Below are 17,464 nucleotides of genomic sequence, written 5' to 3' on the forward strand. Positions count from 1 at the left end.
ATTGCATTTTTATGAGTAGGTACTCAAAATATATTAAAATATTCATCGTGGCCTTGGTTTGTATGTTTAGCATACAAACTAAGGCACAGGATGTGTCTTTTTCTCAGGTTTATGCAAATCCGTTATATCTAAGTCCGTCTTTTACGGGACTGTCCAATGGTAGTCGATTGAGTTTAAGTTATCGCGACCAATGGCCGGGTATTCCAAACACCTATCGGACATTTGCTGTTGCTGCGGATCATTTTTTTGAAGATTATAGCAGTGGTGTTGGTGTAATGTTATTACGTGATGATAGTGGTGGTGGTAAATTGGTGAAGCAAGATATTAGCGTATTATATGCATATGAATTTGAGGTTTTTCGTGATATATTCGTTCGGCCAGGAATTCAATTTAAATACGCTGAGCGAAATATGAATCTGGTAGATGCTGTTTTGCCATCTAATCAAGGTAGTGATGGTGTTTATATACCTGGCAGTGGTAGTGATGCTGAGAATTATAATAAAAAATACTTTGATGCAGCTGCATCTGGTATGATTTATAGCGATTATTTTTGGTTTGGTGTTGCAGTGGATAATATCATACGTAACGATATTTCACAAACTGATATTGAGACCTACAATCCGGTTAAAACATCCATTTATGGAGGATATAAGTACAGTTATTTGGCTGGTCGTAGTAAACGTGAACCTCAAAGTTTAACCTTGGCATTCAACTATCGCTTGCAACAAGGCTTTAACCAACTAGATATTGGAACCTACTGGTATATTAATCCAATGGAGTTGGGTGTATGGTATCGAGGTCTTCCTTTTGCATCGCAAGGTGGTCTGCAGAATAACGATGGCTTAATTTTTCTGTTAGGTATTAACCTAGGACCTGTTCGTTTTGCTTATAGCTACGATTTAACCTTATCAGAACTCAGTGGATTTAGTAATGGAGCTAATGAAATGAGTTTAATTTACAGGTTTAATCAAATATTTAAACGTAAGAGCAGTCGTGGAGCCATTCCATGCAGTGCACCAACTTATACCGGTGGTGGCGGTTCGAAATATAAGCGCCGTTCACGTAAGATTTTCTAAATATTCATAAAGATAAAGTGTGTACTGGTGTAAACTTGATTGATATTGCTTCATGAACCACTAAGCATTGTCAAAAAAAAAGCACAAATATTTTTATATGATGGGTAATCAATTATATTTGTTGTCCATAAAAAATAAGATTTAAAATTCACTAGGGAGAAGTATGAAACAACTATCGACAGTTTTAAATGGCGTATTGTTAATCGCAGTTATTGTATTATTTGTATTACATTTTTCAGGTCAGAAAGCAAGTGTGGAAGCTGATGGAGAGGGTCAAGCTGTTGCCGAAGGAAGTGCATATCCAGTAGCTTATATAAATACCGATTCACTTTTATTGAATTATACCTTTGCAAAAGAAGTTAATGAGCAGTTAATGAATAAAGAAGAGTCTTCTCGTGCTGATTTCAATGAAAAAGCGAAAATTTTTCAACAAGATGCAATGGCTTTTCAAAATAAGGTTCAAAATAATGGTTTCTTAAGTAGAGAAAGAGCAGAACAAGAGCAAGAAAGATTGGCAAAAGCTGAGCGTTCATTGCAGGAATTGAACCAACGCTTAACGAATGAGTTAATGGGTGAGCAGGAAAAATTGAATCGTCAGTTACGCGATACCCTAATTAACTATTTGGATATTTTTGCGACAGGTAAGCCGTATAAGATGATTTTAAGTAACACTTTAGGAGATAATGTACTTTATGGTGCGAAGGGTGTTGATGTTACTGATCAAATCATTGAAGGTTTGAATGCTCGTCACGCTGAATCGAAAAAATAAATTTATTTTTATTGATATAAAGGCAGAGCTCTTGCGAGTCTCTGCCTTTTTTTGTTAATTAAAATCATGTCCAGCAAAATTTTTGACAAATACTTTTCGAAACATCCGCTTTATAAAAGTGATAATGAATTGCGTACAGCAATGGATTTACGGGTGGTGATACCCGTTTATTTGGAGGAGGACTACCTATTTGATACGTTAAAATCATTGGAAGTGGCTGCCTCATCCGTGGCGGAGTTTATTGAAGTGGTGTTGGTTTTTAATTATGCTTCAAGTGCTCCTGTGTCAATAAAAACAAGACAGGCCGCATTATATGAGTCAATAAAATCACAGAAAGACCAGTTTTCGGAGAGTTATACATTATCTCTAATAAAAGCCTTTAATTTGCCTGACAAACGCGCTGGTGCTGGTTTAGCTCGCAAGATTGGGATGGATTATGCAGCATATACTTTTGTGAATGCAGCTAATTTTACGGGACCAATTATTTCTCTCGATGCCGATTGTAAGGTAGAGTCCAATTACTTTACGGAAGTATTGAAGGTTTTCAAGCAGAATAAGACGAAAGCATGCACTATTTATTTTGAGCACCCCATTGATGATTTAAGTTCAGCCCAGAGTGAAGCCATCATGCAATATGAATTGCATTTGCGTTATTATAAGCAAGCTTTGCAATGGACCGAATTTCCTTATGCTTATCATACGGTAGGGTCATGTTTTGCTGTAAGTGCAGAATATTATATTAGGGCAGGTGGCATGCCGCGAAAGCAAGCTGGCGAAGATTTCTATTTCTTGCAAAAAGTTATCCCAATGGGGCATTTTACGGAATTAAATACCACATGTGTGTATCCTTCTTCAAGAACTTCTGAAAGGGTGCCTTTTGGTACAGGTCCATCGGTAGCAACATTGATGGAAGCGAATGAGGAGTATTATAGCTATAATTGGCAGGCGTTTGTTGATTTAAAAGCTTTCTTCTGCGAAAAAGAGAAGATGTATCGAATCTCCAACGAAAGCTATACAGACTTATTGAATGACTTAAGTGGCCCGCTACGAAGTTATTTATTGAATTCAGATTTTTATTCTGAATTGGAATCTTTAAATCAGAATTGTTCATCCATCGAAGTATTCAACAAGCGATTCTTTGCCATTTTTAACGCGTTTAAGGTTGTGAAATACTTAAACTACGTACATGTTCATTTCTTCGAGAAAGTGCCTGTATTTGATCTTGCTTTGGATTTTTTAGAGTCGAGTGGTAAGGAGACAGAAGGACTCGATGATACCCAGTCATTATTGTTGTATTTTCGTCAAATAGAAAAAGAATAGCTATTTTTTAAAACGCCTGAAACTTGCATAGCTGTCGATAACCGCAGTTAGCATGATGAAAATGATCCAGTAACCTCTATCTGTAGCTAAGGCCCATACGGCTGGTAAAAGAAAAGCAGAGCTATAAACAAGAATGGTAAAAACGCGACGATTTTCAACTCGCCCAACAATAAGGTTGTACACGCGTACACCAATAATGGGAATACTACCAACCAGAAGCACAATGTAATGGTTCTCAACATGAGCAACCCCCATTAATACACCCAGAAAAACCAATGCCATACCGATGTAATAGGTAATACTCAATATCTTTTTCAGTTCCATTTTTTTTAGTTTTAAAGCCGCTAGCTATTAGGAGTTAGGTTTTAGGTGATAGGTTTTAGTAATCACTCACCATTAATCATTATTCCTCTTCAACCACAAAAATAACTTCATCTTTTTTCTTCATGAGGTATTCTTCACGTGCAAACTTCTCAAGGTTCTCAGTGTTACTTTGAAGTTCCTCCATTTTGCGATTGTTTTGCTCAATCTCAGTAAGATAATGTTCTTTTTGCTGCTCTAGTTTGTTAATGCGTGAGGCCAATCGAAAGCGATCGAGCAAATTGTTTTGATCAAAAACACCAATCCAAACCACAAAAAGTACAAGCGCAAGAAAGTACTTGTTGCTTATTAAAGGTTGTATGTATTTTTTAAATCCGGCCCAATTCATTGCTTTGCTTTTGTGCAAATGTAATAAATTTGAAGCCTTGAAGATTAGCTTAGACAAAAAAAATCCCGCCGAAGCGGGATATTTTGTTCTTTAATACCATTGAAATAACTCATCTAGCTGTTAGCTATAAGCCAGCAGCTAGAAGCTTTTTATTTACTCAGCTAAGAATGGGTACTTAAAATCATGTGGCGGAACAAAACATTCCTTGATAGTACGAGGGCTAACCCAACGCATCAAGTTAATAGCCGATCCAGCCTTGTCGTTTGTACCTGATCCACGCGATCCACCAAATGGTTGCTGTCCAACAACGGCACCTGTTGGCTTATCGTTGATGTAGAAGTTACCTGCTGTGTTAACTAAGCGCTTAGTAGCACTTTCAACAACATAACGATCTTGCGCGAAGATACATCCTGTTAAGGCATAGATAGATGTCTTGTCAAGGATGTCTAATGTTTCCTCAAACTTGTTGTCTTCGTACACATAAATGGTAAGAACAGGGCCAAATAGCTCTTCTTCCATTGTGCGGTACATTGGGTTAGTCGTTTGAATAATTGTAGGCTCAATAAAATAACCCACTGATTTATCATGACCACCACCAATAATTACTTCTGCTTCGTTGCTTGCTTTAGCTTCGTCAATAGCACCTGCAAGAATATCAAATGAAGTCTCGTCGATAACAGCGTTTACAAAGTTGCTGAAATCCTCAGGAGGTCCCATTTTCACTTCTTTCATTTGTGCTTCAACGTAACCTTTGATTTCATTCCAACGGCTAGCTGGCATGTAAGCACGCGAAGCGGCTGAACATTTCTGTCCCTGGTATTCGAAAGCACCACGAACAATTGCAGTAGCAACAGCTTTGGCATCACACGATTTGTGTGCCATGATGTAATCTTTACCACCTGTTTCACCAACGATACGTGGGTAAGTCTTGTATTTTTCAATGTTGTCACCAATAGCTTTCCAAGTACTTTGGAATACACCAGTTGAACCAGTAAAGTGGAAACCAGCGAAATCAGGGTGAGAGAAAATTTCTTTTGCAGCAACAGGGCCCGAAGCATATACCAAGTTGATAACGCCATCAGGTACACCGGCTTCTTTGAATAATTTCATCAAGAAGTAAGCCGAGTATACTGCTGTTTTAGATGGTTTCCAAACAGTAACGTTACCCATCATTGCAGGTGCAGTTTGTAAGTTACCAGCAATAGAAGTAAAGTTGAATGGTGTTAAAGCAAATACGAATCCTTCTAGCGGACGGTATTCAACTCTATCCCAAATACCAGCAGCCGATTCTGGTTGTCCAGCATAAATTTCAGTCATGTACTGCACATTGAAACGGAAGAAGTCAGCTAATTCACAAGCTGAATCAATCTCGGCTTGGAACGCATTTTTTGACTGTCCCAACATAGTAGCAGCGTTGATAACCTGACGGTAAGGTCCAGCTAACAAATCAGCAGCTTTTAAGAAGATAGCAGCGCGGTGCTCCCAGCTTAATTCTGTCCATGCCTGACGTGCTTTTAAAGCAGCATCAATGGCCATGTGAACATGTGTTTCGTCGCCTTGGTGATAATGACCTAGTGTGTGTGCAATTTCGTGTGGTGGGTGAATGCGTTTTTTGTTTCCAGTTCTGATTTCTTCACCGCCAATGAACATAGGGATGTCCAATTCTTGCGAACGTAGTAACTCAAGTTCTTTTTTTAGTTCGTCACGTTCAGGTGATCCTGGTGCATAGCTTTTGATGGGTTCATTAGTAGCTGTAGGCACCTTAAAAATTCCTTTTGGCATAGCTTTATTGTTTTTTATAAAAGGTTATTATTTTGTTGTCAGGATTGTACTTAACTATTGTTTCTGCCCAATGTCTTATTCTTTCGAAAAGTTACAACATTATCTACTAAAAATAAATGCAATGAGCTTTTTGTCAGTTATCACTCCGACATCAAAAGCAAATCTATGCAAATTAGGTATTCGTTTGTATGAAAAAAATCAGTGTTCGAAATATTTTTATATGAATTTCGTCATGATTTGTAATTTGGCTGATGTGATTGTTAGCCAATAAGGTTCGAAGTCCGAAATTTGAAGTCTGTTGTTTGCTTTTACGGATCGCATCTTTACTTATGTCTTTTAGGAAAGGTGCGATCCTTAATTTCAGGTGTGATAATCAAGTCTGAAGTCCGCCGTTCGAAGTCCGAAGAGGTAGAGTTGTTGTACAATGATTAACCAATATGTCAATTTGAAGATGTGCTAATAGCTAGTAGCTAAAGCAAAGAGTCGCGCGCTGAGCTTGCAGAACCATTGATGATTAGTTGATAAAGTCCGATGTCCGAAAATTGAAAGTCAATCTATCAAATACTTAATGTGTCAGTTAGTTAATGCGCCTTGAAAAAAAGCTATCAGCTAACCCGATAGCTATCGGGGGCTAGTGGCCAGTAGCTATTTAAAAATCACTCTGCATCGTATACTTCAACGAATTGGAAATATTAACACCAATCAATCGTTGGTAACTCTCACTTATATCGCGATAATACACAAATATGGTATAGTCATTTTCGGTTTGTCCGTAATTTCCCTCAAAACGCTCTACTTCGGCATAAGGTTTTCCCTTTTCGAAAAACAAGTATTGGTAGTTATAAAAGCCTTGTTTTAATAATAGGGTAAGTTCATACATGCGTGTCTGGAAATTATATTCCATTTTATTTGTGGCATTCATTTGCCAATCGCTTAAACCGCCGGATACATACATATCCCCATCAATAAAAGGAGTCTCTACAGGTAGCTTAAAATGAACATATACATAATCAGCTTCTATGTATGGATCGCGGTTTTCGCGTACATCAATGTAGTATTTTCCATTAAAATCTTCTTTGAAAAAGTAAGATCTTTCTCCTCTGTTTTTATCTTTGAATAAGGTAAAATGATAATGAGGATCATGAAAACTAATGCCTTCAACATGTTCCGCAGCAAAGCGGGTGCTACGCAGATCTAACCAACGGTATTCGTTTCCACCATCAAATAAGTTTTCACGGTTGTATTCATACACCAGTTCATTTGCTCGAACAAAAAGTGGTTTCAACTCCGTATTACGGCTATCCCATCGTCCATTTTGCTGAATGATTACTTTAATATCGTCGCGCGGATTGTTGATGGAGAAGTTGGGGTGAACTAATTTAAAATTCACCTCCTGCATGGATGATCTCAGGCTTGAATTGGCCGTGTATTTAATGCGTGGGATAATTTGAACCACTGACTCCACCACATAAAAAGGTCGTGTTATAATTGGATTGTCTTCATTGCCAGATTCGTAAACGCTTATAATGTAATTGCCTGATAGTTTAAGTTTTATTTCATCGTTTGGGAAATCGAGTTCGTAATGAATGTAATCGTGTGTGGTATTAAACGAATACTGATAATCAAGAAGAGGGTTGGGCATGAAGCCTTGTATATACTCGGTTTGCATTAGATCAGAAACTTCCCAATCAGAATCGCAATGTGTAATGGTGTATTGGTAATTTTTACTTTCGTAGGCAAAATCATCAAATGATAGAGTGAGTTGTTCGGTGCCTCTTAGGTTGATAATTGGTTGCGACATTGCCCAGCCTTTTTTATGCAATTGAACCGTATGCGCGTTTGATGAAGTTCTTACAGGATTTTTACTTTCGAGTTGTAAACTTTGTAAGCCAAGAAGAATTAAAAAGCATGTTTTCAGCATTTGAGACATGTTTTGCCTAAATACTGAAACATTTCTCCTATTGAAGAGGTTTAAAAAGGGTTCATTATAAAAATATAGCATGATTTAACTTCTTTTTGCGGCTGTAATATATGTGGAAAACTCAATATTTTACCTATTTTTGCAGCTAAAAATATAAAAAACCGTTTTTCAAACATGTCAGAGGTAATAAAAATTAAAAAAGGTCTGAATATTCAGCTTGAAGGTAAAGCTGATAATGTATTCGGGCAAGCAAATTTACCCGAGCATTTTGCAGTTAAGCCCACCGATTTTCATGGTGTGGTACCAAAAATGGCTGCTAAAGTTGGGGACAAGGTGAAAGCGGGTACAGTTTTGTTTTACGACAAGAATCGTCCTGAAATAAAATTTGTGTCACCTGTGAGTGGTGAGTTGCTTGCGGTTAACCGTGGCGAACGCCGTAGAATTCTGGAAGTTGTAGTGAAATCAGATGGAGCAGATGCTGCTGAGCAATTTGAAACTGCCAAGGTAGGTGAGTTATCAAAGGAGCAAGTAGTTGAAAAACTTCAAGCAGCTGGTTTATGGCCGTTTATCCGTAAACGTCCCTACGATGTTATCGCTAATCCAGAAGAAACACCTAAAGCATTTTTCATTTCAGGATTTGATTCATCGCCATTAGCACCCGATTACGATTTTGTTTTATCAGGTCAGGAAGAAGCTTTCCAAGCTGGTATTGATGCTATCAAACGCTTGTGCGACAATGTGCACATAGGCGTTCGTAACGATGCTGCTTCAAAAGTATTTAAGGGCTTGAATGGTGTGACTGTTCATGCTGTTGAAGGTCCGCATCCAGCAGGTAATGTTGGTGTGCAAATTCATAATGCTATGCCTATTAACAAGGGCGAGGTTGTTTGGGTTACTCAACCACAGGAGGTAGTTGCCATTGGTAAATTATTTACTGAGGGTAAGTACGATGCCAATAGAGTGATAGTACTTGCAGGTAGTGAAGTTGAGAAAAAAGGATATTTCCGTACTAAGTTGGGAGCTTCAATCTCAACCTTAGTGAAAGACAATGTGAAAGACGGTAATTTACGATACATCAGCGGAAATGTACTTACAGGAACTCAGATTGAAGATGATGGTTACATTGGATCCTACCATTCGCAAGTAACAGTTATTCCAGAAGGAGACTATTACGAGTTTATGGGATGGGCAACACCAGGCTTTAACAAGTTTAGTGTATCACGTAGCTACTTTAGTTGGCTGTGTCCTAAAAAAGAATATCGCCTGGATGCAAATATGCATGGAGGTTTACGCTCATTTGTTGTGTCGGGCGAATACGATCGTGTATTGCCAATGGATATTCTTCCTGAATTTTTATTCCGTGCCATTTTAGTTGAAGACATTGACAAAATGGAGCAATTGGGTATTTACGAGTTGGCCGAAGAGGATGTTGCTCTTTGTGAGTTCGTTTGTACATCGAAGCAAAAATTGCAGTCGATATTGCGAGGCGGAATTGATTTGATGATTAAGGAGTTAAGTTAATATAGTCAGTAGACGAAAGTCAGTAGGCAGTAGAAATATAAACTAACTAATAACTACTGACTAATAACTAAAAACTAGAATACATTGAAAGCGTTAAGAAATTTATTAGATAACATCAAACCTCACGTTCAGAAGGGCGCGAAGTTTGAGAAATTTCATTCGACCTTTGATGCTCTTGAAACACTGTTTTTTGTGCCTAATCACACAAATAAAAATGGCGTTCATGTGCGTGATGCGGTTGATTTGAAACGTACCATGGCATTGGTGGTGAAAGCTTTAATTCCTGCTTTGCTGTTTGGTATTTGGAATGTTGGTTACCAACATTTCATAGCATTGGGAGTTGATGCTACATTTTGGATGCAAGTAGGGCACGGTGCTCTTAAAGTATTGCCAATTGTAGTTGTTTCATATGGTGTTGGTTTGGGTGTTGAATTTATGTTTGCTCAAATCAGAGGCCACGAAGTTCAAGAAGGATTCTTGGTTTCGGGTATGCTTATTCCTTTAATTGTTCCTGTTGATGTGCCACTATGGATGGTTGCAGTTGCAACTATCTTTGCTGTAGTGATTGGTAAAGAGGTGTTTGGTGGTACCGGTATGAATATCTGGAATCCAGCCCTTGTAGCTCGTGCATTCCTATTCTTTGCTTACCCATCAAAAATGTCGGGTGATCAGGTTTGGATATCAGGTTTGACTAAAGGAGAAGGTGTTGTTGATGGTTTTTCTGGAGCAACCGCTTTGGGTGAAGCTGCTGCAGGAAGTGCACCTAGTGCTTCACTCATGGAAAGCTTTATTGGTTTAATACCAGGATCCATTGGAGAGACTTCTACCTTAGCTATTTTAATTGGTGCTTTAATCCTTATATATACTGGTATTGGAAGCTGGAAAATTATGGTTTCGGTCTTTGCAGGTGGTTATGTAATGGGATTACTATTCAACCTTTGGGGAGCTAATCCTTTAATGGAAGTAGGCGCTTTACATCACCTTTGTTTAGGTGGATTCGCCTTTGGTGCTGTGTTTATGGCAACGGACCCTGTATCGGCAACGCGTACCGAAAAAGGTAAGTGGATTTATGGATTCTTGATCGGATTCTTGGCCATTATGGTTCGAGTGTTTAACCCGGCTTATCCTGAAGGAGTAATGTTAGCCATCTTATTGATGAATACATTTGCGCCATTGATTGACCACTATGTGGTTCAAGGAAATATTAAACGTCGTTTAAAAAGAGCTAAAATAGCTGCCTAAATAATTAGAAAAATGGATAGACAAGGAAATACATACACATTTCTGTACGCATCTGTTATGGTGATTGTGGTAGCGGCAATATTAGCCTTTCTAGCACAATCGTTAAAACCAATGCAGGATAAAAATGAAGCCATCGCCAAAAAGATGGACATCCTGATGTCGGTGCAGATTGAAAGTACAGCAGCAGATGCTGAAGCAAAATATGAGAAATACATTGGTGAGAATGCCTATGTATTAAATAACAATGGTGAAAAAAAATTGGGAGCTGAAGCTTTTACGGTTGATTTAGCCAAAGAGGTAAAAAAAGCTGATTCTGATCGTGCCTTTCCAATTTACGAATGTAAAATGGATGACGGTTCGGTTAAATATGTAATACCCGTTCGAGGTAAAGGACTATGGGGACCGATTTGGGGCTATGTTTCATTAGAGGACGATAAGAACACTGTTTATGGTGCTATTTTTGGTCACAAAGGTGAAACACCAGGTTTAGGTGCTGAAATTGCAACTGCTATGTTTCAAGATCCTTTTAAAGGTAAGAAACTGTTTGACCAAAGCGGATCGTTTGCATCTATTGAAGTGGTTAAAAAAGGACAGTCACAAGGCGATCTTCACAAAGTGGATGGTATCTCAGGAGGTACTATTACCAGTGTTGGAGTAGGCGCTATGTTACAAGACTGCCTAAGTGGATATGAAAAGTTTTTAAAGAACTAAAATATTGTGACGATGAGTAGTGAAAAAGAACCATTGTTCTCAGCTAAGAATCTTAAGCTGATAACGACTCCTCTGGGAGCACAAAACCCCATTACCATTCAGGTATTGGGTATCTGTTCTGCTTTGGCGGTGACAGTTAAAATGGAGCCCGCCATTGTATTGTCGATCTCTGTGATGTTTGTAACAGTATTTTCAAACTTGATTATATCGCTATTACGTAACACCATTCCTGCACGTATTCGAATTATTGTGCAATTGGTAGTGGTAGCCTCTTTGGTAATTATTGTTGACCAGGTGCTCAAAGCTTTTGCTTATGAAGTGAGTTTGCAGTTGTCGGTATTCGTAGGTTTGATTATTACCAACTGTATTATCATGGGACGTTTGGAAGCATTTGCCTTAGGTAATAAACCTTGGCCAGCTGTACTCGATGGAATTGGTAATGGAGCAGGATATGGATTTATCTTGATTATTGTTGCTTTCTTCCGCGAATTGTTAGGAACTGGTTTCTTAACCTTACCTGGACTTGGAGCGATTCAGATTGTACCGGATATCTTCTATCAGTGGGGATATGCTAACAATGGATTTATGATTTTACCTCCAATGGCTTTGATTGTTGTAGGTATCATTATCTGGGTGCAGCGTTCACGTGATAAAGATTTGATTGAATCGTAACCTTAAAAGAAGAGAAAAATGGATTATATAAATATATTCATCAAGTCCATCTTTATTGATAACATGGTATTTGCCTACTTCTTCGGAATGTGCTCGTACCTTGCTGTATCAAAAACGGTGAATACATCACTTGGACTTGGACTGGCAGTAACCTTCGTACTAGGTATTACTGTTCCTGTCAACTACCTGTTAAATCAATATGTATTGAGCGAAGGCGCTTTGGCTTGGTTAGATACTTTGTTTGGTTTAGAAAATCAATTTGCTACTTATGATTTAAGCTTCTTAAGCTTTATCATGTTTATCGCTGTAATTGCATCCATGGTGCAGTTGGTTGAGATGATAGTAGAGAAATTTGCACCTGCTTTGTATTCCCAATTAGGTATATTCTTGCCTTTGATTGCGGTTAACTGTGCCATCTTAGGTGGTTCGTTATTTATGCAAGAGCGCGACTATGCTAATCTTGGTGAAGCTACTGTATTCGGACTTGGTTCTGGTATTGGTTGGTTATTAGCCATTGTGGGTATTGCAGCCATTCGTGAGAAGATTCAATATTCGGATATTCCTGCTCCATTGCGTGGTTTAGGTATCACATTTATTGTAACCGGATTGATGGGTGTTGCGTTTATGAGTTTCATGGGAATTCAATTGTAAAAAGATAAAAGATTAAGAAATGATATTATTAGCAATTGATAGTACAGTAATCTTTACCAGTATCGCCATCTTCCTTATTGTGGTGCTATTGTTGGTGTCGATATTGCTGTACGCTAAGAAAAAGCTGATGCCTTCTGGCGAAGTAACTATTAATATTAATAGTGGAGAGCGCGAGTTGGTAGTTGAGCCGGGGCAAACATTACTTTCGGCCTTAGGTAGTAACAAAATATTCCTTCCATCGGCTTGTGGTGGAGGTGGTACTTGTGCCATGTGTCGCTGTCAGGTTGAGAGTGGAGCAGGTTCAATCTTGCCAACCGAAACAGGTTATTTTACCCGTAAAGAAGCCATGAACGATTGGCGTTTGGCTTGTCAGGTAAAAGTGAAGGAAGACATGGAGATGGCTATTCCTGCAGAGGTAATGGGCATTAAAAAATGGGAGTGTGAAGTTGTTTCTAACGACGGTCAGGCTACATTTATTAAGGAGTTTGTGGTTAAATTACCTGATGGTGAGATCTTAGACTTTAAATCGGGTGGATACATTCAGATTGATGTGCCTAAGATTGAAGTTGACTTCAAGGATATGATCATTGAAGATGAGTACAAAGGCGAATGGGAAAAATTCGGCATGTACGATCTTAAGATGAAAAACCCTGAAGCGACTTATCGTGCCTACTCTATGGCTAACCACCCTGCTGAAGGAAACATTGTGATGTTGAACATCCGTATTGCTACTCCACCATGGGATCGTGTTGCAGGTAAATTCCAAAACGTAAACCCTGGTATTTGTTCATCTTATATTTTCTCGCGTAAGCCAGGAGATAAGGTAACAGTATCCGGACCATATGGTGAATTCTTTATTAAGGAAACGGAACGTGAGATGATGTTTATTGGTGGTGGTGCTGGTATGGCGCCAATGCGTTCTCACATCTTCCACTTATTCCATACATTGAAAACGGGTCGTAAGGCTACTTTCTGGTATGGTGCGCGTTCGAAGAAAGAGATTTTCTACGAAGATCATTTCCGTGCGATTGAGAAGGAATTCCCGAACTTTAAATTTACAATTGCCCTTTCTGAGCCATTGCCAGAAGATAATTGGGAAGGAGCAACAGGCTTTATCCACCAGGTTATTCATGACGAATACTTAAATAAGCATGAAGAGCCAGAAGATATCGAGTACTACTTATGTGGACCTCCAATGATGAACGATGCAGTAACTAAAATGCTGTACGATCTTGGTGTGCCAGATGAGATGGTTGACTTTGATGATTTCGGATCCTAGCTGAATTTGGCTAGTCCCGACATAGTTTCTCTAAAACTTTGATAAAAGTTTTAGAGAAACTAAGTCGTTGCTGAAGGCAAAAATAATTTCTAATTATTTGGAATAAATATATAAATCCCGCTTCGGCGGGATTTTTTTTGCTCGTTTGTAAAGGGATATGCTCTCGGATATTGTAAATTTGTTCAAACAAAAGAATCTTTAAAATGCGTTTACTTTCATTATTAGCGGTAGTTCTAATATTTACAGCTTGCCAACCGCAAAAGCAATATATCAAAAGCGAAGGCTTAATTTTTGGCACCATTTATCACATTACTTATGAACATCATGAGGATGTATCTGCTGGCATCACTCAAAAGTTGAATGCCTTTGATTGGTCTATGTCGACTTATAAAGATACTTCTGTAATAAGTAAGATCAATAGAAATGAGTCTGCCGATACGGATGTTTATTTCCGAAATGTCTTTAACAAAGCTAAAGAAATAACAGCAGTAACCGAGGGTGCTTTTGATATGACGGTTGCGCCACTGGTTAATGCCTGGGGTTTTGGTTTCTCTAAAAAAGATAGTATTACACCAGAATTGATAGACGCTTTGTTGATGGATGTTGGAATGGATGCGATAAGCTTGGTTGATCAGCAAGTGGTGAAAGAACGTGAAGGAATAATGCTGGATGGAAGTGCCATAGCTAAAGGTTATGCAGTAGATGTTGTTGCCGATTATTTGCAAGCCTTAGGTATTGAAAACTTCATGGTGGAGATTGGTGGAGAAATGCGCGTTGAAGGAAAAAATACGAAAGGTACGTTTTGGAAGGTTGGTATTGATAAACCAATTGATGATCCTGAGGTATTACAGCGCGATTTACAGGAGATCATTAGTGTTTCAGACATTGCCCTTGCTACATCTGGTAACTATCGTAATTTCTATATGAAAGATGGTAAAAAGTATGCACACACTATTAGCCCGTTCACAGGCTATCCTGTCGATCATCAATTACTAGGTGTATCGGTTTTGGCCTCTGACTGCATGAGTGCTGATGCTTATGCCACTGCATTTATGGTATTAGGCGTTGAAAAGAGCATGCAAATTGTAGAAGCAGATGCTAACTTAGAAGCTTATTTTATATCAGCAGGTGAAAATGGCGAAGATTATAAAATAGAAATGAGTGCTGGCTTTGGTAAAGTGATTAGTCAATGAGTTAATTTGAAGATGTGCTAATTTGAAGATGAAATAATTGTCATATTTCCAAATTGAATCATTTTCAAATTAAATTGTTAACAACTAGTTGTATTGCTTTCGTATTCGGTATCTAGTTTAAGTGATTTGAAGGTAATAGCCTGTTTACGAGCCATCTTGTCCTGAGTGGTAGCGCAATAAATGCCTTTGTCATTCAAAGCCTTATTTCCACCGATATGAGAGTTGGGGAACTTGCCATTTTTTTGCAGTAAAATGCGTATCGACATAAGTGCAAAAACAATTCCCATTAAAACTATTGTTAATATTAAAACTGGCCACATAATCTATCTCAATTAAATTCGGTATAAAAGTACTAAAATTTATTATCGAATACTATCTAGAAGCTGTAGAAAGGCTTCCTGATTGCATTCATCAATGGCGGAGTATGCCTTTTTAAGCCATATACAATTACCCGACAGCTTTGACTCTAAATCACGCAATACTTTTTTTGTTGATGATAGCTCAAATACCGAGAGTTTCAGAAGAGCTGGTAAATTTTCTTTTAATACAGCTTTATCATCATCGCTTAAAGTAATATTGTTACTTGTTTTATCACTTACACTTATAGGTAAAGTCAACCAAAAAGTTGCTCCATTACCTTCCGACGAATCCACACCTATTACACCTCCGTGAGCCTCAATTGCCAATTTACAAAATGTTAGCCCTAAGCCCGACGAAGAAATATTTTCATGCTGTTGGCCTTCGCCCTGACCAAAGCGTTCAAAAATAGTTTCTTGCAACTCTTCGGGTATATGATCGCCCGCATTATGAACAGAAATTTTTAGAAAGTCATTATCAAGCTCGTAGCACTTGATAGTTATTGCACTTTTTTCGGGAGCATATTTAACCGCATTGGATAAAATATTAGAGAATACGCGAATCAGCATATTTCCATCTGCTTCCACAGAACAATCGCAGATTTGATCTACATCAAAACTAATATTGCGTGCGCTTAATATATACTTAACTTCCTTCTGAGCACTATCAATAAGGTCTCGTATAATAAGTCGTTGTTTCTCTAAATTAAACGAAGTTGTTTCGTAGCGATAAACATCGAGTACATTGTGTATTAGATTCAGCATTTTATAACCTGAGTATTTGGTGATTTCTACACGTTCGTCTTCAGGTATAATTTCGCTGTTTAAAATGGTTACCAAAGGATTTTTTAGATCATGAATAAGCATTTTGGTCATATCTTCTTTAAATTGCGATAGCTTAATAAGCTTCTGATTTAAAGCTTGTATTTGCTTGTATTTATCCGATAGATGCAGGTTAGCCTTTATGCGAGCAATAAGCTCTATTTTATCGATGGGCTTTCTTATATAATCAACCGCTCCAGCTTCTAATGCTGTGTTTAGGTTATGTGATGAAGTCATAACTCCGGTGCACATAATTACCGGAATATCTTTAGTTTGTTCAATTTTTCGTAACTCCCTAATGAGCTCAATACCATCCATTACAGGCATTTCCCAATCTGTAATAATAATGTCTGGTAATTCGTTTTGCGCAATTATTAAGGCTGTTTGTGCTTGTAAAGCTTGCAGAATATCAAAGGGCTCGTTCGACTCCTCAATATGTTGAACAATCGTTTCAAGGTTACTCGATTGATCATCAACGATTAGAATTTTATAGGTCATGATTACTTTTTTAACTGTCGCACCATAAATATACTACATCCTTTTTTATTTAACGCGATAAGTGCTATCTGCTTTTTGTATATAAACAAGCTTTCTACAATCCTGCCAAATAAGTCTCCAAGCTTCCTTTTTCGAGGTTTAACTTTTTGCGAATTCTATGTCGCTGTGTTTTAATACTGTCGGGCGATTGATTTAATGCTGCCGCAACTTCTTTAATAGGCATACTCAGACGTATAAGCGCACATGTTTTTAACTCCGAAGGTGAGATGTTAGGATGCAATTCAATTAGTTTTTTGAAAAAATTGGCGTGTACTCTAGAAAAAGAAATATCAAAACGTGTCCAATTATCCTCTTCAATTTCTTGTTCTAAATTTGTGTATAGTTCCTTAACCAAATTCTCGGCGATGTGAGGTGTTTTATGAACTTTATTCCCCAAAAGCTTTAGTGTTCGGAGTAGTTTTTGTTTGCTTTCTTGATTCTGAACCAGAGTAATGGCGTTTTCAGTTAACTCTCTATTCCGATGTTCCAACAATTCCTTGTAATATGAGTCCATTCTTAAGGTTGCATTTGTTCGTGCAATAAGTTCGGTGGCATCAACCGGCTTACGAATAAAATCAACTGCTCCAGCATCTAGAGCAGTTTTTAAATCATCGTTGCTAATCATAACACCACTGGCCATAATGATGGGAATATCCTTTAACTCTGGCGAATCCTTAAATCGCTTTATCAACTCAATGCCCGATATATTAGGCATATTCCAATCGGTGATAATTAAGTTTGGAATTTTATTTTTAGCAATTTCAAGGGCATATTTAGGATCAGTTGTTTGAAGCAACTCATACTTCGGAAAAAACTTCTCGTAAATAGATACTATAACTTTGATATTTTCAAAGGCATCATCAACAACTAATATTCTAATCTGTTCCATGGTACTGCCAATTA

General features: G+C 38.0%; 17 protein-coding genes. 10 read left to right on the forward strand and 7 right to left on the reverse strand.

The annotated features are described in order from the left end of the window. Nucleotides 1–11 precede the first annotated feature (11 nt). From ACRD7B_RS11525 to ACRD7B_RS11535, 3 genes are all read left to right on the forward strand, one after another. Entirely contained in the window at nucleotides 12–1,076 is a 1,065-nt protein-coding gene (locus ACRD7B_RS11525) for a PorP/SprF family type IX secretion system membrane protein (RefSeq protein ID WP_430824712.1), read from the forward strand. A gap of 163 nt (nucleotides 1,077–1,239) precedes the next feature. After that, complete coding sequence (locus ACRD7B_RS11530; protein WP_430824713.1) at nucleotides 1,240–1,845, forward strand: OmpH/Skp family outer membrane protein; 606 nt, start codon at nucleotides 1,240–1,242, stop codon at nucleotides 1,843–1,845. A gap of 66 nt (nucleotides 1,846–1,911) precedes the next feature. Beyond that, nucleotides 1,912–3,165: a glycosyltransferase family 2 protein gene (locus tag ACRD7B_RS11535; RefSeq protein WP_430824714.1), complete on the forward strand. Its 1,254-nt coding sequence runs from the start codon at nucleotides 1,912–1,914 to the stop codon at nucleotides 3,163–3,165. Here the strand turns inward: ACRD7B_RS11535 and ACRD7B_RS11540 are convergent, their stop codons facing one another. The 4 genes from ACRD7B_RS11540 to ACRD7B_RS11555 all read right to left on the reverse strand — a co-directional run bounded on the left by ACRD7B_RS11540 (nucleotide 3,166) and on the right by ACRD7B_RS11555 (nucleotide 7,577). Next, the gene (locus ACRD7B_RS11540) at nucleotides 3,166–3,489 is read right to left on the reverse strand and encodes a hypothetical protein (RefSeq protein WP_430824715.1); all 324 of its coding nucleotides are present in this window, start codon (nucleotides 3,487–3,489) and stop codon (nucleotides 3,166–3,168) included. 79 nt (nucleotides 3,490–3,568) lie between these two features. Next, entirely contained in the window at nucleotides 3,569–3,874 is a 306-nt protein-coding gene (locus tag ACRD7B_RS11545) for an FtsB family cell division protein (RefSeq protein ID WP_430824716.1), read from the reverse strand. Nucleotides 3,875–4,027: 153 nt separating this feature from the next. Further along, entirely contained in the window at nucleotides 4,028–5,656 is a 1,629-nt protein-coding gene (gene pruA / locus ACRD7B_RS11550; RefSeq protein WP_430824717.1) for an L-glutamate gamma-semialdehyde dehydrogenase, read from the reverse strand. Between the two features lie 649 nt (nucleotides 5,657–6,305). Further along, the gene (locus tag ACRD7B_RS11555) at nucleotides 6,306–7,577 is read right to left on the reverse strand and encodes a type IX secretion system plug protein (protein ID WP_430824718.1); all 1,272 of its coding nucleotides are present in this window, start codon (nucleotides 7,575–7,577) and stop codon (nucleotides 6,306–6,308) included. Nucleotides 7,578–7,751: 174 nt separating this feature from the next. Between ACRD7B_RS11555 and ACRD7B_RS11560 the strand changes: the two genes are divergently transcribed. The 7 genes from ACRD7B_RS11560 (at nucleotide 7,752) to ACRD7B_RS11590 (ending at nucleotide 14,846) form a co-directional block, all read left to right on the forward strand. Continuing rightward, nucleotides 7,752–9,098 carry a Na(+)-translocating NADH-quinone reductase subunit A gene (locus ACRD7B_RS11560; protein ID WP_430824719.1) on the forward strand — a complete coding sequence of 449 codons (1,347 nt, stop codon included), beginning with the start codon at nucleotides 7,752–7,754 and terminating at the stop codon, nucleotides 9,096–9,098. Between the two features lie 84 nt (nucleotides 9,099–9,182). Next, complete coding sequence (locus tag ACRD7B_RS11565) at nucleotides 9,183–10,340, forward strand: NADH:ubiquinone reductase (Na(+)-transporting) subunit B (RefSeq protein ID WP_430824720.1); 1,158 nt, start codon at nucleotides 9,183–9,185, stop codon at nucleotides 10,338–10,340. A gap of 12 nt (nucleotides 10,341–10,352) precedes the next feature. After that, entirely contained in the window at nucleotides 10,353–11,051 is a 699-nt protein-coding gene (gene nqrC / locus ACRD7B_RS11570; RefSeq protein ID WP_430824721.1) for an NADH:ubiquinone reductase (Na(+)-transporting) subunit C, read from the forward strand. Nucleotides 11,052–11,063: 12 nt separating this feature from the next. Further along, nucleotides 11,064–11,723 (forward strand): NADH:ubiquinone reductase (Na(+)-transporting) subunit D, encoded by a 660-nt coding sequence (locus tag ACRD7B_RS11575; protein ID WP_430824722.1) that lies wholly within the window; start codon nucleotides 11,064–11,066, stop codon nucleotides 11,721–11,723. 18 nt (nucleotides 11,724–11,741) lie between these two features. Next, nucleotides 11,742–12,374, forward strand: coding sequence for an NADH:ubiquinone reductase (Na(+)-transporting) subunit E (nqrE, locus tag ACRD7B_RS11580; protein WP_430824723.1), 633 nt, complete (start codon nucleotides 11,742–11,744; stop codon nucleotides 12,372–12,374). A 19-nt stretch (nucleotides 12,375–12,393) separates the two neighbouring features. Next, nucleotides 12,394–13,653 (forward strand): NADH:ubiquinone reductase (Na(+)-transporting) subunit F, encoded by a 1,260-nt coding sequence (gene nqrF, locus ACRD7B_RS11585; RefSeq protein WP_430824724.1) that lies wholly within the window; start codon nucleotides 12,394–12,396, stop codon nucleotides 13,651–13,653. A gap of 203 nt (nucleotides 13,654–13,856) precedes the next feature. After that, entirely contained in the window at nucleotides 13,857–14,846 is a 990-nt protein-coding gene (locus ACRD7B_RS11590; protein WP_430824725.1) for an FAD:protein FMN transferase, read from the forward strand. A gap of 77 nt (nucleotides 14,847–14,923) precedes the next feature. On the opposite strand, the gene ACRD7B_RS11595 is transcribed toward ACRD7B_RS11590, so the two are convergent. The 3 genes from ACRD7B_RS11595 to ACRD7B_RS11605 form a co-directional block, all read right to left on the reverse strand. Further along, a complete protein-coding gene (locus ACRD7B_RS11595) occupies nucleotides 14,924–15,133 on the reverse strand; it encodes a hypothetical protein (RefSeq protein WP_430824726.1) in 210 nt (69 codons plus the stop codon). Between the two features lie 75 nt (nucleotides 15,134–15,208). After that, nucleotides 15,209–16,522: a hybrid sensor histidine kinase/response regulator gene (locus ACRD7B_RS11600; RefSeq protein ID WP_430824727.1), complete on the reverse strand. Its 1,314-nt coding sequence runs from the start codon at nucleotides 16,520–16,522 to the stop codon at nucleotides 15,209–15,211. Nucleotides 16,523–16,616: 94 nt separating this feature from the next. Next, nucleotides 16,617–17,450 carry a response regulator gene (locus ACRD7B_RS11605; RefSeq protein WP_430824728.1) on the reverse strand — a complete coding sequence of 278 codons (834 nt, stop codon included), beginning with the start codon at nucleotides 17,448–17,450 and terminating at the stop codon, nucleotides 16,617–16,619. Between the last annotated feature and the right edge of the window lie 14 nt (nucleotides 17,451–17,464).

Source organism: Carboxylicivirga fragile, assembly GCF_050589805.1.
GTDB lineage: Bacteria > Bacteroidota > Bacteroidia > Bacteroidales > Marinilabiliaceae > Carboxylicivirga > Carboxylicivirga fragile.